This window comes from Trichocoleus sp. ST-U2 (genome assembly GCF_039961875.1).
In the GTDB taxonomy this organism is placed as follows: domain Bacteria; phylum Cyanobacteriota; class Cyanobacteriia; order Cyanobacteriales; family FACHB-T130; genus FACHB-T130.
On record NZ_JAMPJY010000039.1, the window covers coordinates 20,724 to 37,061 of the forward strand.

General features: G+C 44.7%; 14 protein-coding genes and 1 pseudogene. 6 read left to right on the forward strand and 9 right to left on the reverse strand.

Translation table 11 applies throughout. From position 1 onward, the window contains the following. Together NC996_RS21345 and NC996_RS21350 are read right to left on the reverse strand one after the other, a co-directional pair. Window positions 1-468, reverse strand: coding sequence for an S-layer family protein (locus tag NC996_RS21345; RefSeq protein ID WP_199303144.1), 468 nt, complete (start codon window positions 466-468; stop codon window positions 1-3). Window positions 469-495: 27 nt separating this feature from the next. Continuing rightward, the gene (locus tag NC996_RS21350) at window positions 496-981 is read right to left on the reverse strand and encodes a filamentous hemagglutinin N-terminal domain-containing protein (RefSeq protein ID WP_199303146.1); all 486 of its coding nucleotides are present in this window, start codon (window positions 979-981) and stop codon (window positions 496-498) included. A 402-nt stretch (window positions 982-1,383) separates the two neighbouring features. Between NC996_RS21350 and NC996_RS21355 the strand changes: the two genes are divergently transcribed. Continuing rightward, window positions 1,384-3,555: a serine/threonine-protein kinase gene (locus NC996_RS21355; RefSeq protein WP_190686619.1), complete on the forward strand. Its 2,172-nt coding sequence runs from the start codon at window positions 1,384-1,386 to the stop codon at window positions 3,553-3,555. Between the two features lie 66 nt (window positions 3,556-3,621). Continuing rightward, on the forward strand, window positions 3,622-5,850 hold the full coding sequence (locus NC996_RS21360; RefSeq protein ID WP_190686621.1) for an FHA domain-containing protein: 2,229 nt from the start codon (window positions 3,622-3,624) through the stop codon (window positions 5,848-5,850). A 95-nt stretch (window positions 5,851-5,945) separates the two neighbouring features. Here the strand turns inward: NC996_RS21360 and NC996_RS21365 are convergent, their stop codons facing one another. The 7 genes from NC996_RS21365 to NC996_RS21395 form a co-directional block, all read right to left on the reverse strand. Then, window positions 5,946-6,836 carry a hypothetical protein gene (locus tag NC996_RS21365; protein WP_190686623.1) on the reverse strand — a complete coding sequence of 297 codons (891 nt, stop codon included), beginning with the start codon at window positions 6,834-6,836 and terminating at the stop codon, window positions 5,946-5,948. Window positions 6,837-7,047: 211 nt separating this feature from the next. After that, window positions 7,048-7,971, reverse strand: a complete 924-nt coding sequence (locus NC996_RS21370; protein WP_190686626.1) for a hypothetical protein — start codon at window positions 7,969-7,971, stop codon at window positions 7,048-7,050. A 49-nt stretch (window positions 7,972-8,020) separates the two neighbouring features. Then, complete coding sequence (locus NC996_RS21375; RefSeq protein ID WP_190686627.1) at window positions 8,021-8,902, reverse strand: hypothetical protein; 882 nt, start codon at window positions 8,900-8,902, stop codon at window positions 8,021-8,023. A gap of 384 nt (window positions 8,903-9,286) precedes the next feature. Further along, window positions 9,287-10,012, reverse strand: coding sequence for a hypothetical protein (locus NC996_RS21380; protein WP_348260019.1), 726 nt, complete (start codon window positions 10,010-10,012; stop codon window positions 9,287-9,289). A gap of 201 nt (window positions 10,013-10,213) precedes the next feature. Beyond that, a complete protein-coding gene (locus NC996_RS21385) occupies window positions 10,214-11,197 on the reverse strand; it encodes a hypothetical protein (RefSeq protein WP_190686632.1) in 984 nt (327 codons plus the stop codon). Window positions 11,198-11,331: 134 nt separating this feature from the next. Then, on the reverse strand, window positions 11,332-11,655 hold the full coding sequence (locus NC996_RS21390; protein WP_190686635.1) for a hypothetical protein: 324 nt from the start codon (window positions 11,653-11,655) through the stop codon (window positions 11,332-11,334). Between the two features lie 36 nt (window positions 11,656-11,691). Then, complete coding sequence (locus tag NC996_RS21395; RefSeq protein WP_190686639.1) at window positions 11,692-12,579, reverse strand: hypothetical protein; 888 nt, start codon at window positions 12,577-12,579, stop codon at window positions 11,692-11,694. 292 nt (window positions 12,580-12,871) lie between these two features. Here NC996_RS21395 and NC996_RS21400 point away from each other — a divergent pair, with 292 nt between their 5' ends. From NC996_RS21400 to NC996_RS21415, 4 genes and pseudogenes are all read left to right on the forward strand, one after another. After that, window positions 12,872-13,060 (forward strand): hypothetical protein, encoded by a 189-nt coding sequence (locus NC996_RS21400; protein ID WP_190686642.1) that lies wholly within the window; start codon window positions 12,872-12,874, stop codon window positions 13,058-13,060. A 182-nt stretch (window positions 13,061-13,242) separates the two neighbouring features. Next, window positions 13,243-13,407 carry a hypothetical protein gene (locus NC996_RS21405; RefSeq protein WP_190686647.1) on the forward strand — a complete coding sequence of 55 codons (165 nt, stop codon included), beginning with the start codon at window positions 13,243-13,245 and terminating at the stop codon, window positions 13,405-13,407. A gap of 249 nt (window positions 13,408-13,656) precedes the next feature. Beyond that, window positions 13,657-14,372: pseudogene (locus tag NC996_RS21410) on the forward strand (IS1 family transposase). A 112-nt stretch (window positions 14,373-14,484) separates the two neighbouring features. Next, the gene (locus NC996_RS21415) at window positions 14,485-16,332 is read left to right on the forward strand and encodes a S8 family serine peptidase (RefSeq protein ID WP_190686650.1); all 1,848 of its coding nucleotides are present in this window, start codon (window positions 14,485-14,487) and stop codon (window positions 16,330-16,332) included. The last annotated feature ends 6 nt before the right edge of the window (window positions 16,333-16,338 follow it).

The following is a 16,338-nucleotide window of genomic DNA, read 5'->3' on the forward strand; positions in this document are numbered from 1 at the left end:
TTAGTTGACACTGCACTCAGGTGGCCTCTGCCAGGAACGATGGGGCGTGACGGTGGGCGCATTCGCTGTAAGTACCACTTTGTCATTGGCACCCATTATCCACCCCTGAGCTTCTACGATAGGAGCTAGTGTTGGTCTAGTTGAATTCGTGGAAACATTTGGACTAGAGCGGTTCTCTACCTTAGGGTTGAGCGTAGCTAAATCTACCTGAACGGCGTCACCGTTGAGTGCCTCGCCGGGATTGGGTGGTAAACCACCGCGACCAGTGACAATAAATTCGCTCTGGTCTGGACGCCCACTTGTTTGACAGACTTGGCTAATTTCGACATTCGCAAATTCCGCTGGTAACTCCTCAAGTTGTTTATCCCGCGTGTTGATTTCCAGCGTCCCGTCTAGCCCTAACTCAGAACTAGCCGTAAAGTCAGCAATTTGATTGAATAGGAAGGCAGAAGGATTGACACTCAGCAAAGGATTCTGAGAATCGACCGCTGAAGTCTACGAAAACTCTCCATCACCGGAAAACGCGATCGCATTCGCTGTTGTCGCGACAAATGAACCGCCAATATCTAGCTGAGCGTTGGGTCCAAATATAATACCGTTGGGATTGATCAGGAAGAGATTGGCATTCCCTCCACCTCGAATCAGCCCTTGAATATCAGAAGGAGAAGCACCCGTAACTCTGGCTAGGATGTTGGCGCTCGCAGAATTGTTGATAAGGAAATCGGCAATGCCTCCGTTGGGAATGCTAAAACTCCCAAAACTGTGGAACAGATTATTTCCTGCTTGGGTTCCACCCTCGATAGTGCAAGAAGTATTACAAGGTAAGAAGGTAGAGGAGTTGACAGTAGTTCCTACTGTTCCATCAGCTTGGATCTGAGCCAAAGCGCAATCTTGCAAGGAGACAAAGAAAGCGATCGCTCCACCAATTGCTAACCACCTCGCTAACCCTAACTGCCAGCTCCGATGACCGCTTGGAATCATCTTAGTTACCTTGCCTAAAGCAATACTGATCGAGAAAACTTCCCCCTTTGCCCTCGATCGTAGATGCAAACCCAACGGTAGGAGCGCTCTATATACGTTACGAATTGTTTCGGAATAAACCGAAAATCAACTTTTCTAAATCTGCAAGCCTTCCAGTAAAAGCAAAATCAATCCAAAATTTAAAATCTAAAATCGATTTACCGTTGAACTAAATGTGAAGTTTTGTAAAACGTCGCATAATTCTGGACTTTTGAGTCCGAGAGGTAAATAGAGGTTTGCTAGTTTCATCTTGGTAATCGAACCTAAATTCTCACTTCTTTACCCGAAAACCAGACTGATGAACTTCAAGCTAAGGCACCAAAAGCTTGCGCCAGCTCCATACGTCTTGAGAGTACAGTCTTTATGCCCAAAAATACTGCTACTGATGATTTATCCGCCTCAGTAAATCACCCAATGCTCGGCAGGTTACTAGATGGACGCTATCAGATAATTGACAGCTTGGGCAGAGGTGGATTTGGTCAAACCTACATTGCCCAAGATACTCGTCGCCCTGGAAACCCAACCTGTGTCGTTAAACACCTCAAACCTGCTAGTAGCGATTCCGAATGCTTGCAAATCGCTCGGCGTCTATTTTGTAGCGAAGCCGAAATCTTAGAAAAATTGGGCTACCATGACCAAATTCCCCGGCTGTTAGCCTACTTTGAAGAAAACCAAGAGTTTTACTTAGTACAAGAGTTCATTGAAGGGCAACTGCTCAGTGAGGAACTACAACCCGGTCATTGCTGGAGTGAAAGCCAAGTTATCCAACTGCTCGGTGAAGTCTTGAGCATCCTGGAATTTGTTCACAGCTACGAAGTCATCCATCGCGATATCAAACCTGATAATCTTATCCGACGTAACCGGGACAAAAAATTAGTTCTGATTGACTTTGGCACCGTAAAACAAGTGCGGACACAGCTAGTGGTGCCACCAGAACAGCCAAACATAACGGTAGCTATTGGCACTACAGGGTATATGCCCACAGAACAAGGGCAAGGCAAACCTCGTCCCAACAGCGACATTTATGCGCTGGGGATTATTGGCATCCAAGCATTAACGGGGTTGAATCCGACACAATTTCAGGAAGACTCTGGGACTGGTGAACTCTTGTGGCAGCAACAGGTTCAGATTAGTTCTGGGCTGAAAGCGGTTCTAACCAAGATGGTGCGCTATCACTTCAAGGATCGCCACCAGTCTGTAGCGGAAACGCTGCAAGCTCTCCAACAATCAACCAATATAAACTCATCAGCGCAAATTGCAAATCCCCCTAAATTTCAACGAACAGAAATCGCCACTCGCCCAAGACTACCAACAGAGATAGTCACCTCTCCTCAATCACCAGCACCTTCAGTACCTCAACCTGCACCGGAATTATCTGATCAAAATGCACCGCCGATTTCTAATCAGCCAAGCGAAAAAATTGATTCGCCGATCGAGCATCCTCGGATTTTGCTCCGGCCTTACAAAGTTAAGAGCAAGAAAGACACTCGTAGATTCCCTAACCTGATTAAAGGTTTTACCGCTTATCAAAAAATTTCTCTACTACTTGGGGCGGGATTGATTACAGCAGGAATCGCTATTTTTTCAATCTTTATTGTTGGTTTTGGCTCTAGGTATCAAAGTAGAAACTCCTCGACGCTAACTGTCCCACTAGAAGAATTTCTAGTAGATACACTTACTAGCGCCTCCACGAGCGAGTCGGTTGCCTTCAGTTCGGACGGAAAAACGCTTGTCACCGGTAGCATAGACCAAATAGTTAGGGTTTGGGATCTAAAGGCAGAAAACTCAAATCAAACTCTTTCTGACCACTCAGGAAGGGTTTACGATGTTGCCGTTAGCCCTGATGGTCAGACTTTGGCGAGCGGCAGCGAAGATAACACCATCAAAATTTGGAATTTGCATACAGGTGAACTGCTCCGTACTCTTAAAGGACATTTATGGTCAGTTTTATCAGTTGCTATTAGTCCTGATGGTCAGACTCTTGCCAGTGGCGGTGAGGATAACACCATCAAAATTTGGAATCTGAAGACGGGTAAATTACTTAATACGCTTTCCGGGTATACATCTGCCTTCTCTTCTGTTGAAATTGGTGCAGATGGCAGGCTCCTTGCCGGTGGCAGTTTGGACAATACTATCAAAATTTGGGAGTTGCATACGGGGAAACTCCTCCATATTCTTAGAGGGCATTCCGGGCAGGTTAATTCAGTGGCGATCGCTTCCAATAGTGCAATTCTCGCCAGTGGCAGTACAGACGGCACAATCAAAATTTGGAACCTCCACACCGGGGAATTACTCCATTCTCTTACAGGGCATTTAGACTCAGTTGAATCAGTCGCCATTAGCCCTGATAGTCAGAAGCTTGTCAGCGGTGGTAAGGACGGAATACTCAGAATTTGGAATCTACATACTGGCGATTTGATTCACACTTTCTTTGGGAATGCGAACCCCATTCATGCTGTAGTTTTTAGCCCCGACGGTCAGACTATTGCTAGTAGCAGTCAGGACAAGACAATCAAGATTTGGCAAGTGCCGTAAGGAGCCAAAGCGTTTCCGAGTAGGTACTTAATTGAGGAAAGCAGATTTCAGGAGCTGTACAAAGCAATGTCACTCAAATCTGATAAATTGGCAAATCGCCTTCAGGAAATTCAGCAATTTGTTGCTGCTAGAACTGCTCAAAATGAGACATTTCAAATAGTTGAGCAAGAATTGGTAAAAATTGGCGATTCTTTGAGGCAAGGGAAACTTACGATCCAAATTGTTAGTCATAACCCAGTCCCGGCTCAAGCGCTACAAAACTTTCTTAGTAGTTACAAGCCTCTGCCAGAGTTCTACCATTTTCAGAGGATGCTATTGCTTGGGGAGCCTGAACAAGCTGCTCCCGAACCAGCTGCTGCTCTGATTCTTCAACTCTCCTCTGCCAGCACGACTGGATTGCAGCAAACTCGTTATGAGCTTCCTATTAATCACACAGTAGTAATTGGACGCGATGACTCTCAGTGTCAGATTTGTCTGCCAAACCAGTACGCATGGGTTTCTGGGCGTCATGCCGAAATTCAATCTGTTTTAAATTCCGAAGTTGATTCTAGCCGTCCAAATTGGCAAATTTGCAACCTCAACAGCACCAATGGCACTTATTTAAATGGTCAGCGGTTGGAGGATCGTCAAACGGTACAATCGGGAGATCGCATCACTCTAGGTTATGAAAATCCGACTGAAAAAAGTCCAGAATTTATCTTTGAGTGTCAATCTCAGTTGGATAGCGACGTTTCTTCTAAGGTAGATGAGTTTTACAGGCAGCTGGTTGACTGCGATATTTTGTGTTTAGTGCTTGAACCCAACCAGATACTAACAGCCGATGAAAAGCAGCTGATTGAGAAAGCTAGTATTAGCCCAATTTCCTTACTTGTAGTACTCGTAGAACTCGCAGAGCCTCATCACCCGGTAGCTCAAGAAATTAAAACTAGTATCGCTGAACTTAAGGCTCGGCTTCAAAATCAAAATTCTAGCTTATCTCTTGAGCTAGTTCCTTTGCGATCGCACCTTGCCGATCCGGATGCAAAGGAACTAGACAGTTTTTGCAAGTCCCTAGAAAAATTAGTCAAGCGTAAGCCTGAAGACATTTTGATAAAACGGCTGACTGCACAGGTGGTATCCCAAATTGCTTTAATCGAAAAATTTTTCAATAATCAAGAAAAAGCTCTGGAAGCCGAAATTCAGCAAGATGAAGCAAAATTACGAGGAGGAAAAGGCGAGGACTTACAAAAGAAAACGGATAGAAGTATTAGGAAACTATCCGATGATAAAATAGAGCTTTTTAAGCAAGCTAAAGCTAAACTTAGCCAATCAAGAGGAAACTTATTAGATGAGTATTTGAGCGAAAGCCTTACCTCTAAAATCAGCGAAGCTGTAGATAAGCTAAAATCCCAGGTCATAAAGAAAGAGGGTTGTAAATATATTGAGCTGAGGGCAATCGTCACTAAACAGGTGACAGAGCGGCGAGGGGTTAAAAGTAGTAAATCTAAGGAGAAAATTATCGATGCAAATACTGCCTTGATAGACCTCTGTCGTTCCGAATTAAGTCAGTGGGCTAATGAAGAATGGGAACGAATTTGTACTCAGTATAGTGACGGGGGATTGAAAGGAATTTTACAGAGGAATTCTGAAACACTAAGTTCTATTCCTGGTTTGAACTTGAGCCATTCCGCTTTGCAGCCTAGACAAACGATAGACTTTCAAGAAATCTTTGCTTCGTCACTCAAAAAACCTGCTTGTGAAACTCGATATCAAGAAGTTTCTCCGTTATTCTATCTTCTTAAGAAGGTCAGAAGCCAATGGATGCAGTTTATGTTTCTATTCAGCTTCTTGAGTGTTCTAGGGATTGCGGGTGGTGGTGGTAGAAGGCAGTTGATGCGAAGCATTACTCAACCGATACGTGGAGCGTTTAAAAATTCCCCTTTTGTATCATTTCTTTTCCTAGCTGGTCTTGGTTACTTCTTATTTAAATTTTTGAAGCGTACTTATCAAAATTTCAAAGAAGCCGAACAAGAAAAAGCTGTAGAGAAGATGAGAAATGAGTTGCGTAGTTACTATCAGTCTCTTGTAAAAAATCGCTTGGTAGAGAAAATTAGCCAAAAAATCATGCAAGCTTTAGAAGCAGAAGAACAACGGTTGGATGAACTTATTAAAACCGTTAAGCAGCTTGCCGAGCAATTTATTACAGAGGCAGAAGGTAGTCAGTTGCCACTCAAGTTGCGGATGAGTAAACGTAAAGAACAACAGAATAATTTGAGGAAGGAGCTGAGTGAGTTACAGAAACTCAAGCGAATTTGACTTAAGTACGTAGACATTAAAAGATATAAAACAGCTCCCTGCTTGGCAATGAGGGAGCTGTTTAGTAATATTTTGATTTGATTCTGCCTACCTACTTAAACCTGCGCTAGAGCATCTTTGGCTTCTGTCAACAAATTTGTCGCTGTTTTAAAACCAGTATTTGTTAAATCGATGCCATCGACCAAAGTAGCATTAGCATCAATCACGCTTGCACTTGCTTCATTAACTGCATTGGTCAGTATCTCCATCAGTTCCTCAATCTTTTGAGTTGTACTCCTAAGTTCTTCAAATAAGCTATTCTGACCCTCGCTTACCTGGTCAACTGTCTCCTGCGCCGCTTGTTCAGTTGCATCTCCTACCGCTTGGAACTTCTCTGTAAAGTGTTCTACCACTCCCTCAAGCTGCTGGACAAATTCGGTCGCTTTCGTAGTGATTTCAGGTATACACTGCTCAGAAATGTAGGCTTGTAGAGCTTCAACTCGTTGGTCTATAGCTGTTTGATGGCTTTCTAGTTCACTATCTACGTCTTGTAAATAGTCTGTCGTTTGAGAAACAGTTTCTTCGAATTCTGAGCCGATTTCTTTTTCTTGCAGAGAAGTTAAAGCTTCCTCAGCCTCTTTTACGTTTTGTTCTAGTTCTGGTGTTAGTGCTTCGATCCGCTCATCTAAAGTAGAGATCGCACTTTTCGTTTCCTCTAGCTCTTGCGTTAGCTCACTTCCCAATGCTTCAATTCTACCCTTGAGTTGCTCTAGCACCTGACTCACTGACTCAGCCTCTGTAGCCAGTTCACTTTTGCCACTTGTCGCCTGCTCTAGTAGAGACTGAGCCTGGTCATTCAATTGCGTCCAAGCCGTCTCAACTTGTTCTTGAACTCTCGACACCTGTTCTTGCGTCTCTTGTAAGTTTGTTTGTGCTTCTTCAGTTTGCCCAAGCAGCGTCGTTAATTTAGCTGTTGTCTCTGATGTCATTGTCTGAAAATCAGTCATTTCTCCCCCTTCAACTTTTTCGGTTTATGGTAAACTCCGCCTGGAATTTAAGTTCCAGACTAATAACTAGAGTCCGGTAAACGGACTAGAAATTTAAAGTTTTAGTCGGATTTATCCGACTTTGGTTATTAGCCAGGGAATTGATTCCCTGGTGGTTTAGCAGCGTAGCCGTTATCTGATATCTAATTTATTACCCAAACTGTCTAATTCATCAACCAAACGGAACTCCCACTTTCTCAGCGACTTCTTTCACGCACTCAATTCCTTCTTCTAGTGGTCTAATCAATTCTTTCAATTCATTGATAAGTGGTTCCAATTCCTCGCGCTCACTTACGGCATCATCTTTTGCATCTGTAAGTTGACTACTCGTATCTCGAACTGCATCTACTACCTTCTGAACAGCAGTCTCAACCATCTCTTTGAGTTCCTCTGTCTTCTGCTGAGCAGTTTCTACTAATTGCTCAACCTCTCCTTGCACAATTTCTGTTTGCACATCCGTGACTTTTGTTTCTAACTCTTCTTGCAAGTCAGTAAAACTGTCGATGATTTCTTGAATCTTATCGCTGACTTCTTGTTGAGTTTCCTTTATCTCCTCAGTTAATTGGTTAATTTGGTCATTAGCAGTCGTCTTTGCCGTTTCAAGGCTCTGTTGTAGCTCATCAACTTCCTGTTTAGTCGAATCTACAGCACTGACTAGCTGTTCTTGACTAGAATTAATTTTTTCCTGAGCCTCATTGAGTGCTGTCTGAACTTCTTCACTAGCCGTCTCAACAGTTGTCTGCCCTTCATCTAACTGACTTTGGAGAGCCGTCAATTTTTCTTGAGCTTCTTGAATTTCACTAACTAGCTGCTCTTGCGCTTCAGTGATTTCACTCTTTAAAGTCTCAATATCGCCTTCTAACTCAGTTACCGCTTGTTCTGTCTCTGTCTTCTGGGTGGATACTTCTGTTTGAAGTTCATCGAGAGCAGTGTCAATCTGACTAAGAAGCTCTGTCGCTTGAGATTGCTTCTCTTCAAGGCTAGTTTCTAAGTCGTCTACACCAGTCTGAACTTCTTTTGTTTCCTCAACCAAAGTGTTCAGTTTTTCTGGTACTTCAGTCGCCATTTGTTCTAGTGATTCTGCTGTTGCACTCATGTTTAGATGTCCTTACGTAATAAATAGAGCTAAACCGGCAGAACTTCCTTCAAGATTCATAATCTTGACCTAGTGTTCTCCGAATAAAGGCGTTTCTAAGTGGCTTTATTGGGGCTCCTGCTTCTTGTGCGCGAGATATCGCATCTTGTACTAAGTGAATTCTTTCCTCGTCGGAAAGCGAAGGTGCATGCCTTGCAGCGTGATAACTCGCTCGGAACTCGTCTCTCCAATCTCCAGGTTCTAATTTAGTGCCGCGATAATTCTGATGCCCAAGTTCATGAGCAAGAGTAGCTCTCGTACTCATTATTGAGCGTGGATGACTTTCGTAGAGAGCCGGTAGAACATTTCCACGAACATATATTTGGTTAGTTTCGTCACTGTAATGTGTCGAATTCCCTTCATTGATTCTCAAGGCATCAGGATTACCGCCAAGCTCTTCAAATTCCTGCCTTAAACGAGCAGCATCTTCATCTCCAATTACTTGTTGAATAGGTCGTCTTTGACCTGCTATCTCTCTAGCTGTAGCCTCACCAGCCCTAGCAGCATCTGTGACGTTATCGACAGCGCTAACGGCATCCGTAGCTCTGTTTGCCAGCCTAGCAGCCGTAGCCGCATCACCAGCGATAGGAATAGCACCCATTGCAGAAAGACTAGCATTTGTCCAGTCTCCTTCCACCGCATACCAAACGGCATTAGCCCCATCAGCAAAAGCACCCAGACCTGGAATCATTCCGGCTCCATCCAGGAGAGTATGACCAACGTCACTCAAACTGAGATTCCCGAACAACCTTCCTCCTTCCTCTTTGGGTTTTGGAGCCTGTTCCTCAGGCTTGTCCAGCATTCCTCTGGCTTCTGACAACTGCTCTTTGGCTGCTTGGTGACGATCCCTAGCTCCATCAATCCGAGGTATCAGGTCAGCCGCTCCACTCATAATTCAAATATCCTTAACGTAATGAATGTCGCCAAACTTGCAGAGTCATCGAGCTATCAAGCAACCGCAATTTCTTCAAGCACATCATTAACCGCAACCATTGTTGTTTTCGCCGCCTCTACACTCTGTCAAGATTGGTTAAAGAAGCGATCGCAGATTCTCCTAAAATCATTAACATTGCCAATAACCGTCTCTACAGTTCTGTACTTGCATCTTTCAACGGCGATTGCTTACTCTGAGTAACCTTCAAACTTTAATCTTGACTTTAATCTTGCTAAGCCGTTTTAAGGTCATCCCAATAGCCTTGAATGCATCTCCTTAATTTGTGGAGCTCCCCAAGTAGATTGCTCAGTGTATGTAACTTTTCATCATTGACTAAAGAAATCACTCTAAGAGAGATTCCGTATTATCACGTAAGTTAAGAATGCTCTCACCATAATCTGGTTTTTGATTGACTTGTTCTAAAGTCAGGTCTCCCCGGTTATATTGGGTAGCTACCGCCACAAATTCCTCATCGGTCATGGTTTCTGGCTGGTTATCTAGGTCTAGGAAGTTTTCTGATGTGTTCTCCCGAAGTTGAGCCAAATATCTAGCAGCAAGGTCGATACTACTAGCTGGATCTTCTAACTTCGCAATAATTTCTTTCTCTTGCGCTTCACTCAGATTTTCTGGATTCTCGTACCCCAGTAATTCTGCGGCAGTGCGTATTTGCATTTGAATCTCTCCAAAAGAAGTTTCTTCTGGAGACCCAAAAATTCGACCTATAACAGGAATATCATTCAACGGAGACTCAGGATCGATGTCAATCGGGAGCCAGTTTCTTGCTTGGTATATGGCCGTATCAACTATACCTGGTAGCACACCAGCTTCCTGCCAAATCACTCCTGCAACTAGCTCAGGTGGCAAGTTGTATCTATCGGCAGCTTCATGTATTAGTTGTGAGTGTTCTCTAACCCACTTATCCTTAAATTCTGCGATATACGGACTATCCCAAGTACGCTCTAGACGCTCGTCGTTAGGATTTTGATCGGAACGTATAAAATGTTCCAAAGCCCCTGCTAACATATCTTCAGTTCCCCATTCCAAGGGATCGCCAACGTTTCTAGCCACTGTAGTTCCAAGATCGGCCAGCGTATTGCCAACTTCTCTAACCACTAGAATCAGATCATTGACCAATGACAACAGATTGTTAGCTGATTGGAGACGCCTCCTAGCTTCATCGATCCGAGGCATTAAGTTAGCTGCTCTGCCCATGATTCAAACCTCCCTAACGTGGCAAACGTTGCCAAACTAACAGAGACATCGTTTCTATCAACCCACCGCAATTTCTTCCAGCGCATCATTAACAGCAACCATCGTTGTTCCTGCCGCCTCTAACTCTGCCAAAATTGGCTCCAATTCAGCCGTCGTATCTTCTCCTGAATTCATCACCGTTGCACTCTCATCCACCTCACCAAGAATTGCCTCAACTACCTCTCCAGTTACCTCCTCGACAGCCGTCTCTATTTCCTCTTGGAACGTGTTCTCACACTCCTCACCAAGATCGGAGAGAACTTCTGAACTCTCTTCTTTGTAGTTGTCAGCAATTTCTTCAACTTCCGTCTTGAACGTGTCAAACACTTCTGTTACTTCTGTTTCACAATCGTTAAAAGAAGTTGTCAACTCACTCTCTCCCTGACTCAATTGCTCACTAAAATCAGTTAAGGCAGTTTCTACTTCTTCTTGGCTCTCAGTAATCTCACTAATTAATTCCTCAAAATCTGTGTCTACTTCAGAAAATGCTTCTACTTGTTGCTCAAGGTCTGTAACGGCTTCATCTAGATTATTAAATGACTCTTTTGTTTCATTCATTGCCTCAGTTAGAGACTCTTCAACCTGATCAACGGCTTCTACCATCTCAGCAAAAGCTTCTTCAACTTCCGTCATCTCTCCTTCAAGTTTAGTTTTATTCTCATTAATCTCTGTCTCAAAAGCGCTGTGAATTTCTTCGAGGGTTTGTAGAGCTTCATCTAATCCTTCGGCTCCCTCAGTCGTAACCTGTTGCAGCCCTTTTAACTCCTCTATTACTTCCGCTTCAGCACTCTCAAGATTATCTTCAGCTTCTTGTAAAGTTTGGGCTAATGCTTCCCAGTGAGTTGCTATTTCACTCCCTTCATTCAGAGCATCACTTTCTGATTCAATTTCTGAACAAACTTCACCAAACTGAGTACAAGCTTGCTCAAGAACAGCTAAAAGCCGCTCTAAACTTTCACTGGTTTCTTCAACGGTTTGATTAAGCTCTACAACCTCTGCCATGACAATTTACACCATGTCCATTGGGAAACAATTTTCGTTTCGATACCTGCTCTGGAATGCAATCTCTTGCTGTAAACTAATGCAATGTAAATCCAACTGGTTTGAGTGTAGTAGGCGATCGCTTGCGTCAATAACTAACTGCCGCCTGCACTGCCGCCACCGCAGTCACCACCAGAGTTACCGCCGTAGTCGCCACCGGAACTGCCACCGCAGTCGCTACTAGAACTACCGCTGTAATCGCTACTGGAACTAGCGCTGTAATCGCTACTAGAACTCCCACCGTAATCGCTACCAGAACTACCGCCGTAATCGCTACTGGAACTAGCGCCGTAGTTGATGTAGCTGTTGTTGGTGCGTCCACCATGCCTACTAGAACCACGGAAGTTTTTGCTTCCATTTGCACCAGCGATGAGTATCGCAAATCCAACAACGATAAAAACCAAGAGTAATACTTCCATATCTTTTACTTCTCCTTTATCTGCATAGTCTATGAACTAGCCCAATTTTTCCTCCACCTCTTCTAGAATCGGCATAACTTCCTGAATAATCTCAACTACATCAGCAATTTTGTCTATAACTTCACCAAATTTGTCATTCATCTGTTCACAATTGTCTGTACTAGATTCACCCAAAGTTGATAAAGCCCCAGCCAATTGTTGTGCTGCATTAGTAATCTCACCGCTAGCTTCCGAAAACTTTTGACTCATCCCTATAAGTGCCTCATTAGAGGCTGTGTCCAAAGCATTATCGAGTTCCGTTAACTGGTTGCTACTCTCCTCCATCAATTCACCAAAATCTTCCATTACAGCTTCTAGCTTTTCACCAATTTCCTGCTCAAATGTGCTGAACTGTTCCGTTAATTCAGTCTGATGTTCATTGAAGCTAGTTTTCGCTGTCTCAACGGCTTTACGCACCCCTTCAATGTTACTAGTAGCCGTGTTCTCCAAACTATCAGCTTCAGACTCAAACTCCTGAGACTGTTGAGACAAATTACTTAAATTTTCTTGTGTTTCTTTCGCCTTATCTTCAATTTGCGAAAGCATTTCTTCTGCCTGACTCCTCAAATCACTCAGTTGGCTTTTTATCTCACTCGCCATTTCCTCTAGCTGAGTTTCTACGGCTCCGGCTTTCTCCCGCAGTTCGTTCAAGTCCTCTTTGGCACTTTGTAACTCAGTCTCAAGGCTTTGCTCAGTTTCTGTAAGCTTATTCCCTAACGTTTCAAAACTGTCTTGAGCTTCCTGCTCTGTATTAGTAAGGCTTTCCGTTAAGGTGGTTAAGAATTGCTCAATCTGACTTACTCCGTCTAAGGCACGGTCCGCTTCCTGGGAGAGGTCTTGCATTCTCTCCAGACCTTCGTCAATTAAGGCATTGATGTCTGACATAACTACCGGAACCTACGCTTTAACGATCAAAGAGCCAAGGCGAACTCTCTATCTTTGTCTCAGGTATGAAGCCGCAAAGTTATGCCAAATGAAACTTTTCGTTACAAAACTCTTCAAAGGAGTTGGTACACCTCTTCCTGGAAAGCTAAGTTTTGTGGAATAGAGGCCGAAAAGTATTGCTCTAGCGTTGGTTTAAAGATTTCGGATTGCCGGATTCAACTGGGCTTATCAATCCCGCTGTATCCGCCTTACGAAAGAATTAGGGTTTCGGGCGCAATCGATGATTTTGCTTATGCCTGCGCTGTTATCACCGTCATCAAGCACAATTCGTGCCCCTGAATTTGTAATTAATAGTAGACTTGCCATAGATGCCAGAACCAGCTTCCCTCTAGTGTCCACAGTTCTTCCGATTCAGCAAGGAATTGGAAATCAAGACAGCGATCGCTGTCTGAATCCCGTGGGATGCATGGCAACACTATAAAAGGATTACGAAGATCGAGCTAAAGCGCGATCTCAGCTTATCTTTCCAAGACTGATCCGGCTGCTCTTGAAGGGTGCGAGATCGCACCCTTCAAGAGCAACGCCGCAAGGTAGAAGCGAAGCTTATAGGGTGCGATCTGCGCGAGGTGTGGCATGACTTATGGCTTTGAAGCAATAAACCTTATGGAAAAGTCGCAGGTGGGATGGTTGCAGCCGGGAAAATCATGTTTACCGTTGTGGATGCAACCATTCTTGAACGTTTCGGAAGACGCACAAATAGGACATGGAGACATGGAGGCATGGAAGGAGAGCAACAAGAAACTCCACTTCTCCATCATTACATCTTGAACACTACCCCTTCTAAATCTGCAAGCCTTCCAGTAAAAGCAAAATCAATCCAAAATCTAAAATTGATTTACCGTTTAACTAAATGTGAAGTTTTGTAAAACGTCGCATAATTCTGGACTTTTGAGTCCGAGAGGTAAATAGAGGTTTGCTAGTTTCATCTTGGTAATCGAACCTAAATTCTCACTTGTGTAGTGCTCAAGATGTAATGATGGATGGTGGATAAGTAGAGTTTCTCGCTGCTCACCTTCTATGCCTGCCTGCCCAACTTGTGCATCTTTTCACACGGTAAAGAATGGTCATATTCACAACGGGAAACAACGGTTTAAGTGTCGGGAGTGTGGACGACAGTTCATTGAGCAACCCACGAAAAAAGTGATTGACCAGACCACACGAGACCTGATTGACCGATTGCTCCTCGAACGAATTTCGTTGGCAGGGATTGCTCGTGCAGTCCAGGTTTCTGAGCAGTGGTTGCAAAGCTATGTGAATCAGAAATATGCTCTTGTGCCTCGCCAAGTTCAGGTGACATCAAAAAAAAGGAGAGGCTAACGATGCAATGTGATGAACTCTGGTCATTTGTAGAGAACAAGAGGAATAAGCAGTGGATCTGGTTAGCCCTCGATGTGGACATGCGTGAGATTGAGATGTCGGGGTGTACATTGGTGCACGAGATAAAACTGCTGCTTAGTAACTGTGGGCATCATTACCGCCCGTCTACCGACAGTGTGCAGTTGCATATACCGATTTCTAAACAGCTTATGCAGCAGTTTTTCCAAGCAAGCGCCATCAAGCGGTAGGCAAAGAAACTGGCTTAACGAGCTACCGAAGAGCGATTCAACAACACCTTACGCCAGCGCGTTTCCCGGTTAGTGCGGAAAACCTTATCGTTTTCAAAGTCGTTGGAGAATCACATTGGTGCAATTTGGTACTTCATCCATCATTACAATGCGTCATTACTTCTTTAGGACTACCCCTTTATAAACTCTAGGAGCAATCTACATCATGTTTTCCCCACGTAATCTGCGTTTGGGTCTATTCCTAATGGGCCTGACAGTGAGCTTAGGAATACTAGCCATCATGCGATCAACGACAGCTCAAGTCCCAAACAACTTAAAAAGTGTGGCGCTGCAACGGGTGAGTAAGCTTAGCGGACTACCGCTTAATCGGTTGACTGTAGTTAACTCAGCCACAGCTAAGTACCAACGTAAGGGCGAGACTGTCTTCAAGGTTAAGGTGACTGATAATCAATCTGGGAAAATATACGGTCTGACTTTGGATAACAGTGGGGAGGAACTTAGCGCAACGCAACTACAAGCTAGCGAACAGGCGGCTTCTGCTGCACAGTACGGAAAGCTTGAGCCAGCTCTTGCTCAGCGGTTAACAGGTATTCCACAAAATCAGCCACTCCGGGTGATAATCTGGCTCAAGCAACCTTCAAATACTGGAGCATCACGTCCTGCTCCCAACCCCAGTAGCGCTTCCCGTGCCTCACAAGCACAAGTAAATGCCTTCTTTGAGCAGGTAGATGCACAGCGAGCTGCTAAAGTGCAGCCTATTGTTTCCCCAGTAGCTAACAAGCTGAAGAGCTTTGGCTCCAACGTAAGAACAGAAAAATATTCCCCTGTTGTTTATGCCAGTCTGACACCCCAGGCAATCAAGCAAGTAGCACAGTGGGGCGAGGTTGACCAGATATATCAGGAGCGCCAAGTTCAGCCCAATTTAGATGTGGCGCGTCAAGTCATAGCTGCAAATGTTGTAAATAACCGAGGCTTTACTGGTTCGGGTGTCAAAGTGGCACAGATTGAAGTCGGTGGGATTATTGCTACAAATAACCCTTACCTCTCCGGCACAACTCAGGATACAACTTACGGATGCTTAAGTAGTCACAGCACAGGAGTGGCTGGTATTATTCGTAGCACCCATCCGAAAGCCCGTGGTATTGCTCCAGGCGTTTTACTGTGGGCGGGCGGCTCGTGCGGTGGCTGGCCTAGCGAGCTTCAGAACCGCTCAACATCTGCCGCTGATTGGGGAGCTGAGGTTTTCAACCTCAGCTTGGGAGGCGACTTCGGGGTTGATAGCTTTGCTAAATTCTATGATGACATGGTAATCAACCGCTATCGGACAGTCGTTATAGCCGCGGGCAATTCCGGGAATACTGGCAACGTTTCGAGTCCGGCAACAGCATACAACGTCATCTCTGTAGGCAGCTTTGACGATCAAAATACTACCAGCTGGACTGATGACATAATCAGCCCGTTTTCAAGTGGGAAAGATCCCAGTTCAACTCATGGCGATCGCGAAAAGCCAGAGGTGGCGGCACCAGGCCAGAACATCAACAGTACAACCAATTCATCTCCTTGGACAGGCCCAATCGGGTCTGGGACAAGTTACGCTTCGCCAATGGTGGCTGGTGTGGCAGCACAGATGATTCAGCGCAACAGCAGTTTGGGTTCCTGGCCCGAAGCGGTCAAGGCAATCCTTATGACTACTGCCGTACACAATATTGAAGGCAACACGCGACTCAGTGAATTAGACGGTACTGGCGGAATTGTTGCCGATCGAGCAGACGATGTAGCTCACGGAGTAGGTGGCAGTTGGGGAGGACAGCCCTACTCCTGTAGTGAACCTAGCTCAGTTGACGTGGCAACAGTAGACTTAACGGGCGGGCAGCGCACTCGCTCCACAATAGTTTGGAATCAAAACCCCAACTATTCTAGTTATTCCTCTCAACCTAGTGCCGACCTAGATTTTCAAATAGTCAATTCATCAGGCAGCGTGGTTGCTGGCTCCTACAGCTACGACAACACTTCCGAGATCGTTGACTTTACCCCCAATAGCAGTGGTACTTACAAACTGCGCGTGAGCAAGTACCGGTGTGATATGAGTCCTCAATGGCTTGGATGGGCGTGGCGTCAAGGTAATTAAGCCCAA

What these genes read in the sequence shown, in the direction of transcription:
- NC996_RS21415 (WP_190686650.1), top strand. Translation starts at nt 14,485, where the DNA reads ATGCGATCAACGACAGCTCAAGTCCCAAACAACTTAAAAAGTGTGGCG.
- NC996_RS21365 (WP_190686623.1), bottom strand. Translation starts at nt 6,836, where the DNA reads ATGACTGATTTTCAGACAATGACATCAGAGACAACAGCTAAATTAACG.
- NC996_RS21390 (WP_190686635.1), bottom strand. Translation starts at nt 11,655, where the DNA reads ATGGAAGTATTACTCTTGGTTTTTATCGTTGTTGGATTTGCGATACTC.
- NC996_RS21375 (WP_190686627.1), bottom strand. Translation starts at nt 8,902, where the DNA reads ATGAGTGGAGCGGCTGACCTGATACCTCGGATTGATGGAGCTAGGGAT.
- NC996_RS21405 (WP_190686647.1), top strand. Translation starts at nt 13,243, where the DNA reads ATGGAAAAGTCGCAGGTGGGATGGTTGCAGCCGGGAAAATCATGTTTA.
- NC996_RS21355 (WP_190686619.1), top strand. Translation starts at nt 1,384, where the DNA reads ATGCCCAAAAATACTGCTACTGATGATTTATCCGCCTCAGTAAATCAC.
- NC996_RS21400 (WP_190686642.1), top strand. Translation starts at nt 12,872, where the DNA reads ATGCCTGCGCTGTTATCACCGTCATCAAGCACAATTCGTGCCCCTGAA.
- NC996_RS21370 (WP_190686626.1), bottom strand. Translation starts at nt 7,971, where the DNA reads ATGAGTGCAACAGCAGAATCACTAGAACAAATGGCGACTGAAGTACCA.
- NC996_RS21385 (WP_190686632.1), bottom strand. Translation starts at nt 11,197, where the DNA reads ATGGCAGAGGTTGTAGAGCTTAATCAAACCGTTGAAGAAACCAGTGAA.
- NC996_RS21395 (WP_190686639.1), bottom strand. Translation starts at nt 12,579, where the DNA reads ATGTCAGACATCAATGCCTTAATTGACGAAGGTCTGGAGAGAATGCAA.
- NC996_RS21360 (WP_190686621.1), top strand. Translation starts at nt 3,622, where the DNA reads ATGTCACTCAAATCTGATAAATTGGCAAATCGCCTTCAGGAAATTCAG.
- NC996_RS21350 (WP_199303146.1), bottom strand. Translation starts at nt 981, where the DNA reads ATGATTCCAAGCGGTCATCGGAGCTGGCAGTTAGGGTTAGCGAGGTGG.